This is a genomic window from Pseudomonas sp. GB2N2, assembly GCF_054897705.1.
The window spans coordinates 5,699,566-5,718,481 of sequence record NZ_CM142701.1; the positions used below are offsets into that span (position 1 = coordinate 5,699,566).

Annotated in this window: 11 protein-coding genes and 1 pseudogene; 7 read left to right on the forward strand and 5 right to left on the reverse strand. The window is 60.5% G+C overall.

All coding sequences use genetic code 11. From position 1 onward, the window contains the following. Positions 1-111 precede the first annotated feature (111 nt). Positions 112-933, forward strand: a complete 822-nt coding sequence (locus tag ACYZT4_RS26505) for a carbon-nitrogen hydrolase family protein (RefSeq protein WP_461983999.1) — start codon at positions 112-114, stop codon at positions 931-933. A gap of 93 nt (positions 934-1,026) precedes the next feature. Then, positions 1,027-2,352: an APC family permease gene (locus tag ACYZT4_RS26510; protein ID WP_461984001.1), complete on the forward strand. Its 1,326-nt coding sequence runs from the start codon at positions 1,027-1,029 to the stop codon at positions 2,350-2,352. A 116-nt stretch (positions 2,353-2,468) separates the two neighbouring features. Here ACYZT4_RS26510 and ACYZT4_RS26515 read toward each other — a convergent pair whose 3' ends face one another. The 3 genes from ACYZT4_RS26515 to ACYZT4_RS26525 are packed head-to-tail and all read right to left on the reverse strand — an operon-like array spanning position 2,469 to position 7,155. Continuing rightward, on the reverse strand, positions 2,469-4,280 hold the full coding sequence (locus tag ACYZT4_RS26515; protein ID WP_461984002.1) for a DAHL domain-containing protein: 1,812 nt from the start codon (positions 4,278-4,280) through the stop codon (positions 2,469-2,471). After that, complete coding sequence (locus tag ACYZT4_RS26520) at positions 4,277-5,236, reverse strand: cytochrome-c peroxidase (RefSeq protein WP_461984004.1); 960 nt, start codon at positions 5,234-5,236, stop codon at positions 4,277-4,279. The genes ACYZT4_RS26515 and ACYZT4_RS26520 overlap by 4 nt, the downstream gene beginning before the upstream one ends. Before the next feature lie 44 nt (positions 5,237-5,280). Beyond that, positions 5,281-7,155, reverse strand: a complete 1,875-nt coding sequence (locus ACYZT4_RS26525) for a putative bifunctional diguanylate cyclase/phosphodiesterase (protein ID WP_461984005.1) — start codon at positions 7,153-7,155, stop codon at positions 5,281-5,283. 436 nt (positions 7,156-7,591) lie between these two features. On the opposite strand from ACYZT4_RS26525, the gene ACYZT4_RS26530 reads away from it, so the two are divergent. From ACYZT4_RS26530 to ACYZT4_RS26540, 3 genes are read left to right on the forward strand one after another with little or no spacing between them, the layout of a single operon-like run. Next, entirely contained in the window at positions 7,592-8,026 is a 435-nt protein-coding gene (locus ACYZT4_RS26530; protein WP_461984007.1) for an NUDIX hydrolase, read from the forward strand. 22 nt (positions 8,027-8,048) lie between these two features. After that, on the forward strand, positions 8,049-8,687 hold the full coding sequence (locus ACYZT4_RS26535; protein WP_461984009.1) for a LysE family translocator: 639 nt from the start codon (positions 8,049-8,051) through the stop codon (positions 8,685-8,687). Positions 8,688-8,689: 2 nt separating this feature from the next. After that, positions 8,690-9,187, forward strand: a complete 498-nt coding sequence (locus ACYZT4_RS26540) for a GNAT family N-acetyltransferase (RefSeq protein WP_461988812.1) — start codon at positions 8,690-8,692, stop codon at positions 9,185-9,187. 25 nt (positions 9,188-9,212) lie between these two features. Here ACYZT4_RS26540 and metR read toward each other — a convergent pair whose 3' ends face one another. After that, on the reverse strand, positions 9,213-10,130 hold the full coding sequence (metR, locus tag ACYZT4_RS26545; RefSeq protein WP_461984011.1) for a transcriptional regulator MetR: 918 nt from the start codon (positions 10,128-10,130) through the stop codon (positions 9,213-9,215). A gap of 109 nt (positions 10,131-10,239) precedes the next feature. On the opposite strand from metR, the pseudogene ACYZT4_RS26550 reads away from it, so the two are divergent. Then, positions 10,240-11,942 (forward strand): annotated as a pseudogene (locus ACYZT4_RS26550) (hypothetical protein). 106 nt (positions 11,943-12,048) lie between these two features. On the opposite strand, the gene ACYZT4_RS26555 reads toward ACYZT4_RS26550, so the two are convergent. Then, entirely contained in the window at positions 12,049-17,475 is a 5,427-nt protein-coding gene (locus tag ACYZT4_RS26555) for a dermonecrotic toxin domain-containing protein (RefSeq protein ID WP_461984013.1), read from the reverse strand. Positions 17,476-17,817: 342 nt separating this feature from the next. Here ACYZT4_RS26555 and ACYZT4_RS26560 point away from each other — a divergent pair, with 342 nt between their 5' ends. Next, entirely contained in the window at positions 17,818-18,852 is a 1,035-nt protein-coding gene (locus ACYZT4_RS26560; RefSeq protein ID WP_461984015.1) for an alpha/beta fold hydrolase, read from the forward strand. The last annotated feature ends 64 nt before the right edge of the window (positions 18,853-18,916 follow it).

The window sequence follows — 18,916 nt, forward strand, 5'->3', positions numbered from 1 at the left end:
CGGGTTACCCCAGCCGCGTAATTCCCTGGCCGGTTGCTTGCTGCGCATACTGGCGCACAGACACCGGCCGGGCAATCTTTCTGCCGCCCGGCACCAGAACAAGGAATACCCATGAAGGTCGAACTCGCCCAATTGGCGGGCCGTGACAATGACACGGCTTACAACCTCGAACGCGCACTGACGGCGATCGCTGCCTGCGCGGCCGACACGCAGCTGATCATGTTCCCGGAAAGCCACTTGATGGGCTTCCCGTCCGCCGAGACCGTGGCCGCCATCGCCGAACCGCTGGATGGCCCGACCGTCAGCGCGATTGTCGCCGCCGCCCGTGAACGCAAGATCGCCGTGGTCATTGGCACCGCCGAGAACGACAACGGTCGCCTGTTCAACACCACGCTGCTGATCACCCCCGAAGGCATCGCGCTGAAATACCGCAAGACGCACCTGTGGGCGTCGGACCGTGGCGTCTACGAAGCGGGGGATCGCTACGCCACGTGCCTGTGGAACGGGGTGCGGGTGGGGCTGCTGATTTGCTACGACATCGAATTTCCGGAAACCGCCCGCGCGCTGGCGCAACTCGGCGCCGAACTGCTGATCGTCACCAACGGCAACATGGACCCCTATGGCCCGACGCACCGCACCGCGATCATGGCTCGCGCCCAGGAAAACCAGGCGTTTGCGCTGATGGTCAACCGGGTGGAAGAGGGCGACGGCGGCTTGTTGTTTGCCGGTGGCAGCGCGCTGGTGAATCCGCTGGGCACCTTGCTGTTCGAAGCCGGGCGCGATGAGGGGCAGTTTGCGATTGAGCTGGACCTGAATCAGTTGACGGCAGCGAGGCAGGATTATCGCTACCTGGATGATCAGCGGCTGAAGCTGCCGGGGAAACTGGTTGAGCATGCTTGCGGGCTTCGGGAGTTGCTGATTCCTAAAAACTAAAGAACACCGATCGTTCTCGCGCTGAGCGCGGAAACGATCATTACGCCGAACTCGGCTCTGCCATAAATCCAATAAAATTCGGAGTAGTCGCTCATGGCTCGTTTGCAACGCACCCTGTCATTGGGGTCGGTGGTGCTGTTTGGCATCGCCTACATGACGCCGATCATTGTGCTCGGCACATTCGGCATCCTCGCTCAATCCACCGCTGGCATGGTGCCGGCCGCTTATCTGGCGGCACTGGTGGCGATGTTCTTCACCGCCATGAGTTACGGCCGAATGGCCTCGGCCTTCCCCGTGGCTGGTTCGGCTTATAGCTACGTGCGTAAGGCGATCAGCCCGAAACTCGGCTTCATCGCTGGTTGGGCGGTGCTGCTCGATTACCTGTTCCTGCCGATGGCGATCTGGCTGATTGGCGCGGCGTACCTCAACTCTGCGTTCCCGGCGGTGCCGCAGTGGATCTGGGTGCTGGCCTTCATCGGCATCACCAGCGCGATCAACATCATCGGGCTGAAACTGGCCAACGGCATCAACGCCTTGCTGATGCTGGTGCAGTTCCTGGTGCTGATCGCCTTCGTCGCGCTGTGCGTGCACTACGTCGGTAGCGATGCGAGCACGCCGTTGTGGTCAGTGAAACCGTTTTTCAACGGTGACATGCAGATGCCGCTGATCATGAGCGGTGCCGCCATCGCCTGTTACTCGTTCCTGGGCTTTGACGCGGTCAGCACCCTGACCGAAGAAACCCGCGACCCGCGCCGTACCATTCCACGGGCGATCATGCTGATTACCCTGATCGGCGGGCTGATCTTCGTCAGCGTCTCGTACTTCGTGCAGATTGCGCATCCGTCGTTCCAGTTCGACAACGTCGATTCGGCGGCTTATGAAATTGCCCGCAACATCGGCGGCGACCTGTTCGTGTCGATTTTCCTGATCGGCTTGATTGTCGGCCAATTCGCTTCGGGCCTGTCCGCTCAAGCCAGCGGTTCGCGGTTGCTGTTCGCCATGGGCCGCGACGGTGTGCTGCCGAAATCCTTTTTCGGCACCTTGCATGAACGCTTCGGTACGCCGGTCAACAGCATCCTGTTGTGTGCGGTTGTCGCGTTGCTGGCGCTGAAACTGGACGTCACCACGTCGACGTCATTTATCAACTTCGGCGCTTTCCTCGCGTTCAGTCTGGTGAACCTGTCGGTGATCTTTCATTACTGGATCGGTGGCGAGAAGAAGGGGCTGCGGGAATTCGTGCTGTTCCTGTTGTTTCCGTTCATTGGCCTGGCGGCGGATTTGTGGCTGATGGTCAGCCTTGATCACTTGGCGATCTACCTGGGCCTGAGCTGGCTGGCGATTGGCGTGGTGTATCTGGCGGTGCTGACGGGCGGATTCCGTCGCCAGCCACCGGAGATGGATTTCCAGGAAGCCACGTAATTTCAAGTCCTCAAAAGCCCTTGTGGGAGCGGGCGTGCTCGCGAAGGTGAGTCAGTCGACATTGATGTAGCTGATACACCTTCGCGAGCAAGCCCGCTCCCACACTGGATTAGGTTTCAGGCCTCCTGAGGGATGAGGTGCAGCGGGATCTTCAGGGTGAACTGCGCCCCCTTGCCCGGCCCGTCGCTGTGGGCGGTAAGGTGGCCGTTCATCTCGATGGCGGCGAGGGCGCAGCTGTGCAGGCCGAAGCCGTGACCTTCCTTGCGGGTGGTAAAACCGTGGGCAAAGATGCGTGTCAGGTTTTCCGCGGCGATGCCTTCACCGTCATCCTTGACGCTGACTTGCAACGTCGTGCCGTCGACGATTTTCACCCCGAGGGTCATTTGTCGCGGGCGGTCGCTGAGGTCTGACATGGCGTACTTGGCGTTGCTGATCAGGTTGATCAGGATCAGCAGCAAGCGGTGTTTGTCGCCCATGACCTGCGGCACCTCGCCGTACTCCTTCACCACCGTGACCTGATGCCGGGTCAGCGCGCCGGCGTTCATGCGCAGCGCGTCCTCCAGCAATTCACTGATGTAGAGTGGCTCGATCAGATTATTGGCGCCCGCGTAGGATTGCTGCGTGGCGACGATGTCCTTGATGTGATCGACACTCTTGCTCAACTGCGCGAGTTCGTCGGTCATGCCTTGCTGCTCGACCGCAATGGCTTCCACCAGCTGATTGAGGTAACCGGGCAGCAACTTGCCTTTCTCGTCCTGGGTCAGAAAGACGCCCAGGTCACTGGAACGGTCGTTGATCAGTTGCATCGCCTTGCCCAGCCCCTGGGCCTTGCTGGCGCGCAGTTTGCGGCTGACCAGATCGGCTGAAATGTTGACGCTGTTGAGTACGTTGCCGACGTTGTGCAATACATTGGTGGCGATTTCGGCCATGCCGGCCTGGCGCGCCGTGTCGAGCAGCTCACTCTGGGTGTCCTGCAGTTCACGGGTGCGTTGTTCCACCCGAAGCTCCAGGTCGTCATTCGCGGTTTTCAGGGCTTTGTTGACGCGGTTGATGATGGTGAAACTGCGCATCAGATGAATGGCCAGGAACACCAGCAGCAGAACCAGCAGCACCGAGAGCACTAACAGATAGAAGTGATAGCGCTGGTCGACCGCATCGGCCTGTTGCTGATCGGTATTCAACAAAGCCGTAATGTCATCCAGACGCTCGGCCACGGGAATCGCCTCGATGTTTTCCAGCAAGCGATTGACCACCGGTTGTTCCCGCAGGATCAGGGAAATGTGCTTGCTCAGAATGTCGATCGGGCTGTGAAACGGCTCGGGCAGGCGCATTTTGTTGACCCCCAGTTTGTTCAACCCCAGCAGAATGTCGGCGGCCTTCTCGTCGGAGGTGACCTGGGCGAACTCCAGGCTGCTCAGCAGCAAGTCGTAGGTGTCGGTGGCGATGTTCTGCAACTGCAATTTGTCGCTGTCGACCAACCGCGCCAGTTGTTCCTGAATGTCGTCCTCGGCGGTGGGCAGGAACGCCAGCGAGTTGCGCAGCACGGCGTTGTGGGATTTGAACTGTTCCACCAGCCGGGTTTTTTCCTGGATCGCGGTCAAGTACGCAACAAGGCTGGCACGCCAGACCGGCAATTCGTTGCGACCGTGGTTCGACGCCATGCTGTCGAAGCGCTCCCACAGCTGCGTCATCTCGGTCAGCGGTGTGACCAGCGGATCGTAGTTGTGGTTGGTGGCGATCCTGGCTTTGAGGATTTCGGTTTCCCATTGCGCGTTCAGCTGTTTGATCCGGCCAATCAGATCGCGGGATTCGGCATAGGTCGATGTCTGGCTGGAACTCGATTTCAGATAGAAGAACAGCAGCGTCGAGGCCAGCAACAATGCGACGATGCCCAGCAGGGCGAGGCTGCGACGGCGGGACATCTTCATAAGGGTTTGCCTCCCCATTCACCGGTGAGTGTCTGGAGAAATTTGATGATCAGGGTCTTGTCTTCGGCGGAAGGAATGCGCCCGAGCTGGAATTTGAACATCACGTCCACCGCCTCTTCGAGGGTGCTGGCCGAACCGTCGTGAAAATACGGCGCGGTCACCGCGACGTTGCGCAGGCTCGGCACCTTGAACACGTTGCGGTCCTCTTCATCCTTGGTCACCAGGTAACGACCGAGGTCGGCCTCGACCGGGTTGCCGCGATCCTTGAAGTAATCGCCCATGACCCCGAGCTTCTGGAACATGTTGCCGCCAATGTTTACCCCTTGATGGCAGGCGATGCAGCCGTAATCCTTGAAGCGCTGGTAGCCGTATTTTTCCTCGATGGTGAGGATGTCGGTGTCGCCCAGCAAGTACTGGTCAAACCGCGAGTTGCTGCTGAGCAGCGTGCGTTCGTAGCTGGCCAGGGCGTTTTGCACCGTGTTCATGGTCACGCCATCCGGGTAGGCGTAGCCGAATGCGCTGCGGTAATGCGGGTCTGCGGACAGCACCTCGACTACGTGCTTCCAGTTGCTGCCCATTTCGCTGGCGCTCGTCACCACTTCATGGACCTGGGATTCCAGGGTGTCGGCGCGCCCGTTCCAGAACTGGCGGAAATTCAGGCTGGCGTTGAACACGCTTGGAGTGTTGATCGTCACGGGCTGACCGTTGAAACCGATGGAAAACGCGCGGGTATCGGCGCCGCCGCTTTCCAGGTGATGGCAACTGGCGCAGGACAATGTGTTATTGATCGACAGGCGCGGCTCATTGAACAACTGGCGGCCAAGCTCGACCCGCGACGGGTCTTGCCGGGTCGCCGGGGGCAGCGGTTTAAGCGGTTCATCCAGCGGCGCGGCGCCGGTGCTCATGCAAAACCCGAGCAGCAGTGCCAGACGCACGCAGTGAAGGGATGGCGACATCTGATGGTTCCCTGGCGGATAGCCGGTGTGTCGTTGCGCATCGTTCACGTGGCGTTGAATGGAGCCGGTTTCACCGACTCCAGGTAGCGGGCGAATGCGTCGGGTTCGACGGCTTTGCTGAAAAAGTAACCTTGGCCTTCTTCACACTGATGGGCCTTGAGGAAATCCAGCTGCTCGAGGGTTTCCACCCCTTCGGCGATGATGGTCAGGTTGAGGCTGCGGCCCAGGCTGATGATCGCGCTGACCAGAGCCGCGTCATTATTGTCATTGCTCAACCCGCGGATGAACGACTGGTCGATTTTCAGCACGTCGATGGGAAAGCGCCGCAGGTAGCTCAGGCTTGAATAACCGGTGCCGAAGTCATCGATGGCCAGCCGAATACCCAGGGTCTTGAGGCGGGTCAGGGCGGTGACAGTGGTTTCGATGTTCTGCATCAGTACGCCTTCAGTGATTTCCAGCTCCAGCAGTGCCGGTTCCAGGCCCGTTTGCTCGAGGATCTTTTCGATCCCGTCGACAAAGTCGCGCTGACGGAAATCGATCGCGGACATGTTCACCGACATGCAGATCTTCGGCAGCCCGGCCGCTTGCCAGGCGCAGGCCTGTCGGCAGGCCTGCGCCAGCACCCACTTGCTCAACGGTACGATCAGGCCGCTGTCCTCGGCGACACTGATGAAGTCCGACGGGTAGACCAGCCCGTGCCCCGGTTTCTGCCAGCGGATCAACGCCTCGGCGCCGACCACCTGACCGTTGCGCAGGTCGAGTTTGGGTTGGTAATGCAGGACAAATTCATTGCGCTCCAGCCCAAGGCGGATACCGGTCTCGATGCTCTGCAGATCCCGGGCGCGCTGGTTCATTTCGTCGATGAAAAAACTGAAATCGTTGGGCCCGATTTCCTTGATATTGCGCATCGCGGTTTCGGCTTTCTTGATCAGCTCGATGGCGTCGAAACCGTCATTGGGATAAATGCTGATGCCCACGCTCGCGGTCACGCTGAGGTCGTGGCCGGCAATGTGCTGCGGTGCGCTGATCGCGGTCAGGACTTTTTCGGCGATGCCCCGGGTCTGTTGGGGATGACGGATGTCGGCAAGGATCAGCACGAATTCGTCGGAGCCGTAGCGGAACACCGAATCCGATTCGCGCACCGTGGCCACCAGGTTGCGGCCCACCTGCTTGAGCATCTCGTCACCGGCCGGGTGGCCGAGGGCATTGTTGATGCGCTTGAAGCGGTCCAGCCCCAGAAACATCACCGCCAGTTGTTTGTCATGACGTCGCGACAGGGCCAGGGACTGGTTCAACCGGTCACCGAGCAACGTGCTGTTGGGCAGTTCGGTCAACACGTCGTATTGCAACAGGTGCGACACCTTGAGCAGTTCGTGAACCCGGGCTTCGATGGTTTGCTCCAGGCTCAGGACCTTCATCGCCGCGTCCTGCGCCATCTGCCATTTCCAGGTCAGAGCACTGGCCATCTGACGGATTTCCAGGCTGTCGAAGGGCTTTTTCAGCACCAGCATCTGGTCACCGAACTCCAGTCGTTCGGCCATGGCTTCCCAGGTGTAGTCCGAATACGCCGTGCACAAAGCGATTTGCAGGTGCGGGTCGGCCTTCCACAGTTGTTCGATGGTCTCGAGACCGTCCCAGCCGGGCGGCATGCGCATGTCGGTGAAGACGAGGGCGTAGGGGCGACCTTCGGCCAGTGCCCGTTTGACCAGTTCGAGTGCTTCCCGACCTTGATAAGCCGAATCGAGCTGGTAAGTCAGCCGATCGATTTGCGGCGTGCCGAACAGCGCCTCTTCTGCGTTGGCCAGGCTCAGGTCGTCCTCGGTATCGACACCGAGGATCTTGCGAAAATCATCATGAATGGAAGGCGTGTCATCGACGATCAGGATGCGCCGGTTGGTCCGCACGAAAGGTATCTTCATCCCTTGTCCTCCGTGGACCGTGGCGGGTTGTCAGCGCTTGGCGGCGTGTCACCGAGCTGCTCCTGAGTTTCGACACCTGCGGCGGTGATTACGATCCCTGCTTTTCGAGCGAAATTGAAAATTGATAGCAAAGTGTGGGTGCTGGCCGGGTCGTCGACTGATGGATCCAAGTGACAGAGCATAGTCGCCCGGACGAGCCTTCGCGCAAATGACTGAAACCGATCGTTGCCACAGCCGGTGACAGACGCACGTTGCGAGGTCACGCATTCACTGTGGGAGCTGGCTTGCCAGCGATCAGGCCTTTCAGTCTTGCGCCGCCCTAGCGACCGTCATCGCTGGCAAGCCAGCTCCCACAAGGATTGCGTGATGTGCCGATTGCCGGACACTGATCCTCATGTGATCCTTGACGCCTTCGCATTCAGGCCGTTGCTGATCCATGACGCCTCCATCCGCCGCATCTCCCCACCTCATCCGCATCGCCGCCGCGTTGTTGATCGGTCCCGACGGTCGTACTCTGCTGGTTCGCAAGCGTGGTACCGAGGCCTTCATGCAACCGGGCGGCAAGATCGACGTCGGCGAACTGCCGATCCAGGCCCTGGCCCGCGAGCTGCAGGAAGAGCTGGGATTAACCATCGACATCGCGCACGCCGCCTATCTGGGCCAATTCTCGGCGCCGGCTGCCAATGAGCCGGGATTCGTCGTGCAGGCCGAACTTTTTCAACTGACAATCGAGTGCGACGTGTCCCCGGCAGCGGAAATCGAAGAAGCCCGCTGGATCGACCCTGCCACCGACGGTGATGTCACCCTGGCGCCATTGACACGAGACCTGATCCTGCCGTTTTATCGAGCCTCGCTGACGGCGATCGCCTGATCATTCACGCCAAGGACCCGCCATGATCCCGCTTCAAGACTTACTGATTTTCGCCGCTGCCGCATTGCTGATGGTGCTGACGCCGGGGCCGAACATGATCTACCTGATCTCCCGTTCGATCTGCCAGGGACGCAAGGCCGGGGTAATTTCGCTGCTCGGTGTGGTCGGCGGTTTCTTCGTGCACCTGTTCGCGGCGGCGGCGGGTTTGACGGCGGTATTCCTCGCGGTACCGCTGGCGTATGAAGTGTTGAAATGGGCCGGCGCGCTGTATTTGCTGTGGCTGGCCTGGCAGGCGGTCAATCCGGGCGCGCGTTCGCCGTTCGAGGCGCAGCAATTGCCGCCGGACTCGTCGCGCAAACTGATCACCATGGGTTTTTTGACCAGTGCCCTGAACCCGAAAATCGCGGTGTTTTATCTGTCGGTATTTCCGCAATTCATCTCGCCGGAACATGGCTCGGTGTTCACTCAAAGCATCACTCTTGGCCTGACCCAGATCAGCGTCAGTTTCTGCGTCAACCTGCTGATCGCGCTGTTCGCCGCCAGTATCGCGTCCTGGTTTGTCAGCAACCCGACGTGGCTGGCGGTGCAACGCTATTTCATGGGGTTTGTGCTGGCGGCACTGGCGGTGCGGCTGATGCTTGAGCAACGACGGACGGCTTGAACATGTGGATTGAACGGCTGGACGCCAGCCATGCCCTGGACTATCGGGCGCTGATGCTCGAAGCCTACGACCTGCATCCCCACGCGTTTACCTCCACCGTGCGCGAGCGCGCGACGATGCCGCTGAGCTGGTGGGAATCGCGCCTGACCGGCAAGCTCGATGTGGTGTTCGGCGCATTCGAAGAGGGGAAGCTGGCGGGTATTGTCGGGTTGGCGTTCGAACCTCGGGAAAAGGCCCGGCACAAGGCGACGCTGTTTGGCCTGTACGTCTCCGGCCAGGTTCGCCAGCGCGGGCTCGGTTATCAACTGGTGCAAGCGGCATTGGCCGAGGCGCAAAACCATCCGGGCCTGAAGCTCGTCCAGCTGACTGTTACCGCCGGCAACGAGGCGGCATTCAACCTGTATCAGCGGTGTGGCTTCATCCAGTTCGGCCTCGAACCGCTGGCGGTGCGAGTGGGCGAGGAGTACTTCGACAAGATCCATATGTGGCGCGAGATCTGAACCCGCTCCTACAGGCTCGCGTTGTTTAGCGAACCGCGCTGACTCCGTCGAGGGTCGAGAACGAGGTGTCCTTCGCCGTCAGCAGGAAATCGCGCATGTACGGCGCGTCCAGCATGTCTGCACGAATCCCCGCGTACAACGTCGCAAACAAACCTTTCTCACCCAGCCGCTTGGCCTTCACGTAGCCCCGTGAGCTGTATTCATGCAGCGCCCAGTGCGGCATGCCGCACACGCCGCGACCGCTGGCCACCAGTTGCATCATCATCACCGTCAGTTCAGAGGTGCGCACCTGCGCCGGTTCGATGTCGGCGGGCTCGAGGAAACGGGTGAAGATGTCCAGCCGGTCACGCTCCACCGGGTACGTGATCAGGGTTTGCGTGAGCAAATCTTCGGGAACGATGTACGCCTTGTTCGCCAACTTGTGCTGGTTGGCGACCGCCAGCATTGCTTCGTAGGTGAACAGCGGTACGTAGGTGATGCCGGCGATTTCCAGTGGGTCGGAGGTTACCACCAGGTCCAGGTCGCCACGGGCCAGGGCGGGCAACGGCGCGAACGAGAAGCCTGACGCCAGGTCCAGTTCGACTTCCGGCCAGGCATCGCGGAACTGGTCGATGGTCGGCATCAGCCACTGGAAGCAACTGTGGCACTCGATCGCCATGTGCAGGCGCCCGGCGGTTCCACCGGCCAGCCGCGCGATATCACGCTCGGCACCCCGCAACAGCGGCAGGGTAGCGTCCGCCAGTTGCAGCAGGCGCAAACCGGCGCTGGTGAACCGCACCGGTTTGGTCTTGCGCACGAACAAGGGCATGCCCAGCCGCTCCTCCAGCTCCTTGAACTGGTGGGACAGCGCGGACTGGGTCAGGTGCAGACGGTCGGCGGCATCGACCAGGCTGTCGGCTTCGCGCAAGGCGTGCAGGGTCTTCAGGTGGCGGATTTCAAGCACCGGGGGTCTCCATGAGGAAAACTTGTGATCAACACGAAAAGGTTGAGTTTGTCTCATGTTGGGTTGGCTGTCGACAATAGCGCCATCTTTTACAGGGAGAAAATTCACCATGGCGCTGGCCCACACACTTGGTTTTCCACGCATCGGCGCAGACCGCGAACTGAAAAAAGCCCTCGAATCCTACTGGAAGGGCGATCTCGATCAGGACGCGCTGAAAAGCGTCGGCCGCCAACTGCGCGCCACCCACTGGCAATTGCAGAAAGACGCCGGCATTGATCTGCTGCCCGTCGGCGACTTCGCCTGGTATGACCACGTGCTGACGCACTCCCTGACGTTCGGCGTGATTCCCGAACGTTTCGACGGCGCGATAGATGCCAACGGCCTGCCGACCCTCGACACCCTGTTCGCCATGGCCCGGGGCGCCACGGCAATCTGCGGTGACGGTGATCACGGGAAGGCGCAATGCGCCCAGGAATTGACCAAGTGGTTCGACACCGACTACCACTACCTGGTCCCGGAATTCAGCGCAGATCAACAGTTCAAACTGAGCTGGGAACAGCTGTTCAACGAAGTTGAAGAGGCCAAGGCCTTCGGCCACAACGTCAAACCGGTGATCATCGGCCCGCTGACTTACCTGTGGCTGGGCAAGGCGAAAGGCACCGACTTCGACCAGCTCGACCTGCTCGAACGCCTGCTGCCGGTCTACGGCGAAATTCTCGGCCGCCTCGCCGCACAAGGCGTGGAATGGGTGCAGATCGACGAACCGATCCTGACCCTCGAACTGCCGCAAGCATGGAAAAATGCCTTCGAACGGGCTTATCACATCCTTCAATATTCGCCGCTGAAAAAACTTCTGGCGACTGATTTCAGCGGCCTGCAAGACAACCTCGGTCTGGCGGCCGGCCTGCCGGTGCAGGGCCTGCACATCGATGCGGTGCGCGCGCCCGACCAATTGCTTCACGTGCTCGATCGTCTGCCGACGTACAAGATTTTGTCAGTGGGACTGGTCAACGGGCGCAACGTCTGGCGCTGCGAACTGGAACCTGTGCTGGCGCAACTGAAATTCGCCCAAGAGCGTTTTGGCGACAATTTGTGGGTCAGCAGTTCCTGCTCGTTGTTGCACAGCCCGGTGGACCTGGAGCGCGAAGACAAACTTGATCCCGAACTGGAAAGCTGGCTGGCATTTGCCGTGCAAAAGTGTGGCGAAATTGCCGTGCTGCGCGACGCCCTCAACGCAGGCACGCATCAATGCCATCGGTGCCGCTGACAGCCAACGCCATTAGCCGTTTGCCAAACGCATTGAGCGACAGCGCGCACGGCTGAAACTGCCGGCGTTCCCGACCACCACCATCGGCTCGTTCCCGCAGACTGCTTCGAGCCGTCTCGCGCGCCAGGCGTTCAAGCAAGGCAAGCTGTCGGCCAACGATTACACCTTGCCGGGCGCAGTGGCAGGAATACCTGGATTGGGCGGTGGAAGCCTTCCGCTTGATCGCGTCCGGTGTGCGCGACGAAACGCAGATTCACACCCACATGTGCTACAGCGAGTTCAACGATGTGATCGAGTCCATTGCGGCGATGGATGCTGACGTGATCACCCTTGAAACCTCGCGTTCGGACATGGAATGGCTCGAGGCTTTCGATGCGTTCGATTACCCGAACGACATCGGGACTGGCGTTTATGACATCCACTCGCCACGGGTGCCGGACACGGCGGAGATGGTCACGTTGCTGATCAATATGGTCGCGGCGGCCCGCCAATTGCGCAGCCTTGCCGCTTCTGCAAGTCACTCGCCGCAAGGGCGAAACCAATAGAAGTCGTTACCGCAGGAATGGATGTCTACACCCCCAGCAGATAGGTCGGCTGTGAGGCCGGCATCGCGGGCAAGCCAGCTCCCACAGGGTCCGGTGTTATCTCCGCTCAGAGCTTTTCAAAATGCGGTAACACCGTCGACCGTTTGCCGATATCGGCATAAGGCAAATCGGCATCGTCAGCGTGAGTCAGAAAGCGGTGTTCCGGGAGTTTCAAATGAGCTTTCTCGAAGGTGTCAAATGACGGCATAGCGCTGGAATAGTGAAAGTGGGCATACCACAACACTTGCGGAGGCGTTGCCGTCAGGTTCCAGACTTCATACTCCTGCAAATGGTCGATGCGGCCATCCCGGCGTTTGCCGAGGTTTTTGATCGAGCTGGTTTTACGAACCTCGACAGCTTCCTGAGTGATGAGGTCGGCGAGCATCCCGTCGGTGGGTTTTTTGGTCTGCAATGCCTGGCGGGTTCGCATCGCCCGCCCGGTGGCGGTCAACTCAGCAGCCTTGCCGCGCAGCTGCGCAAGGATGATGTGTTGCGGGGAAAGCTCTGCGATGTCGTCTGCGCGACGGGTGAGTTCACTCGCTTCCCTGACCATCAACTCTTCCAGTTCGACAGGCAGCATGCCCCGGTCCGCGTAGGACTGAACATGGGTCTGGTAGGTGGCTTGCGATTGCAGTTTCTGACGAGCTTCCGTCACTAATGACTCAAGACTCCTCTGTGCGGAAGCGACGGGCTGCTGTCGCGGGTTTTTCAGGCGAAACTTGCCGTTCGTTGCGGGCTCCCATATCTCCTTGTAGCCGTCTTGGCCCGTGAGGGTGTATTGCCGCTGTCGAGTTGCGGGCTCCCAGTGCTCCACGCCGATCAGCAGTTCGTCGTTTTCAGTGGTGAATACTTTCTTGCTGATGGTGCCGGCCGGGGCAGCCGGTGGTGCGATGTCGATTGCCTTGCGTGCACGCTCGGTCATTTTTTCGATGCCGTCCAGTAACGGGGGCACGGCATCCAGGTGGAAGTGTTGCGGGTAGCTGGCCGTCCAGGCATTCATTGCACGACGAAACTGGTCGTATTGCTCGATGCAGTCTTGAAGTATCTGGTTGCGTTGAGCCCTGGTCGCAGTCGCTTCAGGCAGGCTGAATTGGGTGAACAACGCTCGATCAACCTGGGTTCTTTTGCCTCGCTCCTGGCCTCGAAGGATGAACCAGGACAGCTCGCCGCTGGTGTCATTGCGTCTCACCGTTTCCAGTAGGTGGCCCGTTCGCAGATACAGCATGTTTGACTCACTGAGACGCCCGTTGAGCAGGGTGACTTCCGAGTTCAGTTTTGCTTTGTCCGCACGAACGGTGATCCGCTGATACCAGCGGTTGAGGTCCCGCATGAGGGCGTCGATGACGTCGAACTCTTTGAGGATTTCCAGTCGCAGCTTTCTGATGTCTTCCAGCACACGCAGCCTTTCGGCGAGGGCCGATTTAGGAAGCGCGTCGAGATCGTTCGTCAGTGCGTCGACCCGGTCCATCAACGGGTGGGCGCGATGATTGGCGATGAACACCCGGTGCTTGTACCGGTCGGCCATCAGCAAGGCGCCATTGCTTTGGAACTCCACCAGTACACGCCGCTTGTTGCCGTGGGTGAGCGGGAGCAGATCAGACAGGGTTTGAAAGTGCTTTTCGGCCAACTCGATATCACCGATGCAGGATGCCTCGAATGCCTTCGCCTGACTCGTACGATCAGCTACAGGCGCAGCCTGATAGGCTTCGCGCAAAACTTCCGTGCGCCTGGTTTGAGTATCGATCTGCAGGGCGAGGTCATCGGCGCCATCGGTCAGAGCGGTCTGACGGCGAAGCGCTTGATCGACCCACCAGCGCGGCAGCCGTTCGCGGATAGCTGCGGGCCACAGCGGGTCCAGCGCGTCGGCCATGTGCCCGAGCAGGTTGCCTCCGCCCAATCCGCCACCTTCGAACGTCGCCCCGTAGACACCGAACCACGTATCCCACTTGCCCGACTCATCCAGGGCAATCGGTTGCTTGTAGGTTTTGCGGCTGTTGCCGGTCAGACGCCAGTTGCGCGAGTCGCTGCTCAGTTCGACCTGGAACACGCGGCCCTGACGGACGATGAAGTCACCGTCGGCATGCCGGTAGACATTGCGATAAATGCCATGGGTTACCGCGTGCAGCACACTCAGCGACAGGGGCTTTTCGTACTCGTAGCCGGCGAAGCGCGCGACGACGTGCCGGGCTTGACGCAGGGAGGGCACGTGCAACGCAGCGGCACTGGCGCTCAATGCACGCATCTGGCGGGCGCGGGTCAATGTGCGAGCCCCCGAGCCGAGCGCGGAGGCGATGGCCTCTCCCGGCAACAGGTCCATCGCCGCATCGATCAATGACAACAGCACCGAGCCCAACTCGGCCACCCCGTCCCCCACGTCGCCGCGCAAAAACGCCGCCGCGGCCTGATTGGCTGCGGTCCAGGCATCATAGAGGGCGACGGCCGTTCCGATAATGGGCAGCAAGCCGACGGCCATTTTGATGTACGCAAAGGCCCGTGGGCCTTGCAGGGCATATCGCTCGTAGTACAAAGCCTCGTTGGAGCGGGAGGTCCCGCGATGGGCGTCGATGAGGCGTCCCCTGTGCGCGTTGAGCAAATGGGCTGCCAGCGAAGTGTGCGTTGGCCAGCGTGGGCCGACGCCGATGATGGCGTCGAAGTATTTACCCTGCGCGACACCGATCCGGCTGATATGCGCCCGAATATCGCCTTGCATGGCGCGCCCCGCGACATAACGGATCATCGAGTCCTGCGCGCACAGATTGAACAGCCCCTTGCGGGCGGCTTCCAGGCTGTCGTAGCGGCGCAGAAACCGGTCGTCAGGGCTGTCCGGCGTATAAAGCAGCGTCACTCCGCTGACCTGTTCCTGAATAAAGGTCACGCCGGAGAGGGTGACACCGCCATTGTTCGGTGTGTCCTGGCCGCCCACGGTCAGGTAGACCGGCAGTATCGCCACGCGCTTGCCGTCGGCATGCCAGGCTTCAGGCGTATCGGCATTGATCGCGACGTTCAGGATGGCCAGATCGTCGTGGTTTATCTGTTTTTGCAGGCGTGCAAACTGGCCCTGCAACTTGAGCATCAGGCGCCAGGGTTCGATCAGGCATTCGCGCCGATGCGCATTCACGAACGCCGGCTCGTCTGCCGACCCCATGAACGCACGCTGGATGGATTGTTCGTAAGCCTTGGGCAGGTCCAGTTCCGGGAGGACTTTGCGCAGGTAAGTCAGGTTGATGCCATTGAGCAGCGTGATTCGCTCCTGGGCGACCGCCGCGGTGACCTCCAGCCGCATGAACACCAGTCGCTGGGTAAAGGCGTCCTGTTGCACCGAATGGACATTGTCGATGTTGAGCTGCGCGAGGTCCTCCAGCGACATTTTGCTGGACTGGGTACTGGCTACCATCACTGACGTTTCCAACGTCCCGGTTGGCGTTGCGGAGTAGCGTTTTTCCCACGTGACCGAGTCGGGCAGTGTCAGTTGTACATCGAAATGACCCTGGATTTTCAAGTCTTTGCGCAGTCTGGCTTGCAGGTGACGTCGCGTGAAGTCATGGCGCGGCGCCAAGAGAATGGTCATCAACTCGTGACTGCGCAGCATGGCCCCGATGTACGTCTGAACCAGCTTTTTCAGTTCGTTGCGCTCGGTTTGCGGCAGTTTGGCCAGCCAGTCCGGGCGGTGGATGGCCAAGGCCGAGCTGCGGCTTTGCTCCAGTTCTTGCGCGAAGGCCAGGTTTCGAGCTGCATGTGCCGGCACTTGCAGGGCGGCGAGTGTGCGTTCGCGCAATGTTTCAAGTTGCTCGCCTTGCTGTTTCTGCTGGTCGGTCCTGGGGGTGCGCTGGCGGATCCCGGCGGCCAGGAATTCGTACTCAGTGGTGAGCTGATTCAGCGCGTAGCGCAGCGGATCACCACTGATTCTGTTCAATTGCAGCGCCAGGTGGTTGTCGGTTTCGCCGATCTTGAATAGCTGACGTTCAAGCTCGCGTCGGTTGGCAAAGCGTTGCAGACCGCCGCCGATACCGGGCCAGTAAAGCAGCAGGCCATGGGCGGACGCCGCATCCACCAGCACGCTGGCGTGGGTCATCACAAACGCACCGTTGAGTGCTCGGGTGTTCACCGCGGATGTCTCGCCGTCCTGGCCGGTCAACGACACCGTCAGGCTGGCCGCAATCCTGTCCGCACCCGGATCGTCGGGCGTGTCGAGTTGTGCCTTGAGCCGGTTCGATTCTTCATCACTCAGTTGCTTGAGCGCCGTTTGAACCCCGGCCTCGGCGCGCAGACCTTCCTTGTGGGCCTTATGCAGCGCGGTAAACTCCCGATTCCAGCTGACGGTGTCCTTCGAACGATCCTGATCAAGCAGGGCGGAAGCGGCCTTTTCGGCGGCGTCCTCGGCGTTTTCCAGGGTCTTTTGCAGTGCCCTGAGCGCGTTCAGGTCGTTGTGATTGCCCGCCTCTTTTTGCAATGCTTCGAGGCTATTGCGTTGAGTGTGCGTGGCGGCCTGGCGCTGGGCCCAGGGGATGTCGGGATACAGGCTGCCGAACAAGGACTGTTCGTCGCCTGCAACCGGCGTCAGACCTGGCGGTGCGGCAAACACCGGGCTATCGCCACGTCGCCGATCGAGTGTGTCCACGTCGACCATGGCCCTGGCGCCCTGTTCGGCAAGTCCGGGCTTTTGCGCGGAACCGTTGCGCAAGGCTGCGAGTTGGGCCATCTGCTGGAGGTCGATCAGCTCGCGCATGCCTGCCGACAACGGCAGGGCTCGGCGGGTATAGCGGAAAACCGGGTCAACAGTGGGGAGCCCGAGGGGGATGAGGGCCTGCTCCTTCAGCCAGTTCTCCATGTCACCGCGGGTGGCAAAGGCTTGAAATGCCACGGGCCGACATGGCAGGTACAACCATTGTTCGACCCGTGTGGTGTCGCCGACGCTGATGACCCAGGCAGCGGGTAACTTCACCCGGTTTTTATCGCTCAGTACCAACTCCAGTCGTTCGCTGTGCACGGGCTGGTCATCCAGACGCACGCTCGTCGCTGTGGCCTCCATCAGCGCCCACAGCGGTTTCAATTGTTCGGCACTCAGGGTGCGTTCGGCGAAGGCTCGCTGAGCGGTGGCTTCGAAATGATGGCGGTACAACTGATGGGCCCGTTCGCGACGGGAGCTTGGGGTGCCGGGGGCGCGCGCATCCCAATACGCATGCCAGCGGTCGCTGATGAATGCCTCCACGTCCAGCGCCTTGAGTCGGGAGAGCAATTGCAGCGGAGTGAGGGCGAAAAGGGGATGCGATGGCGCGAGGCCGACGATGCGGCAGCGTGGGTACAGGGTGTTTTCCAGCTCAGGATGCTGGAAGACAAATGCACAGGCATCTGTGAGCAAAACGAACCGTTCGCCCTGTTCATCGGTGGCGGAGAACTTTAGTCCCACCGTGGTTCCGTCCAGGCTCAACTGTTGTTGCAGCAAACGCTCAAGTGAAGCGCGAATCGACGGCACGCCGGCGAACAGCTCACGCAAGCCCTCGCTGCTCTCGCGCCATCGGGCTGTTGCGCTATGGAGAAGGCTTTCGTCGACCGTCCTCGGCAGGGCCGATGAGGTGGGCAGGACGAACGGTAAGGGGAAGGGGGGATCGGTGAACAATCTATCGGTCATTGCGGGCCTGGCTCGATTTGACGGAGTGGTCAGTCCACTCCTGGAGCGAGCCATTTAAGAAAATCCCCATGGGGTTATGGCACTACATAGTTACCGCACCGACCACTCGGCGATATTCATCAAACTGTCATCGATCTGTGGCAGCGCGCTTGTACAAACTTCATCAGACTCGCGCTCTACTGGGGTTCTGCGTTTCGGTGTTTTTTCATGTATGCACGATTGTTTTCGACAGTGGTTTTTCTGGCCGCGTTGTTGGTTGGCCTGCCGTCTTTTGCGGCGTCTCGATGCGATGTCAATGTTCCGACCGAGCGGGTCGATCTGGCCCAGGTGAGCCTGGCGTACCAGAGTATCGGGCGTGCTTCGGATCCGGCGTTGTTGCTGGTGATGGGGTTGGGCGGGCAGTTGATTCACTGGCCGGACGAGGTGGTGGTTGCACTGTGTCAGCAGGGCTTTCGGGTGATTCGCTATGACAATCGCGATGTCGGTCTCTCGACCTGGCGGCAGGCGCCTGTGGACGCCAATCTGACGTTTGAAGTGCTGCGCTACAAACTCGGATTGCCGGTGGCAGCGCCTTATTCGCTGACGGACATGGCTGAGGACGGGTTGGGTTTGATGGATGCGTTGCATGTCGAGCAGTTCCACGTGCTCGGCGCGAGCATGGGCGGGATGATTGCCCAGCATATGGCGGCCATGGCGCCGCAGCGGGTCGAGAGCCTGACGCTGATCATGACCAGCTCCGGCGCTGAAGGCTTGCCGGCGCCGAGTGCAGCGCTGGTGCAGTTGCTGTCGCGCCGCGGAGCACCGAACCGCGAGGTGGCGCTGGAGCAGCAGGCTGATTTGCTGGCGGCGCTGGGCAGTCCGACGGTCACTGATGATCGGCAGGCGCTGTTGCATCAGGCGGCGCTTTCCTATGACCGGGCGTTTAATCCTGAAGGGGTGAAGCGTCAGATCATGGCGATTCTTGCGGAGCCTAGCCGGGTGGCGCTGCTGAATCAGTTGCGGGTGCCGACGCTGGTGGTGCATGGCACGGCCGATCCGTTGTTGCCGGTGATGCATGGGGTGCACTTGGCGGCGCATATCCGCGGCAGTCAGTTGAAGTTGATTCCGGGGCTGGCGCATCGGTTTCAGGAGGCCTTCAAGGCGCCGTTGCTGGCGGCTGTCTTGCCGTATTTGCAGGCTCATCGTGAAGACACTTCGCATTGGGCGCAGATTGAACCTGCGGTGGAACACAATCTGCTGTAACCACGAATTTCCCTCTACTGAATGGATTTTGTGGATGTCCCCGAACCCTGTGGGAGCTGGCTTG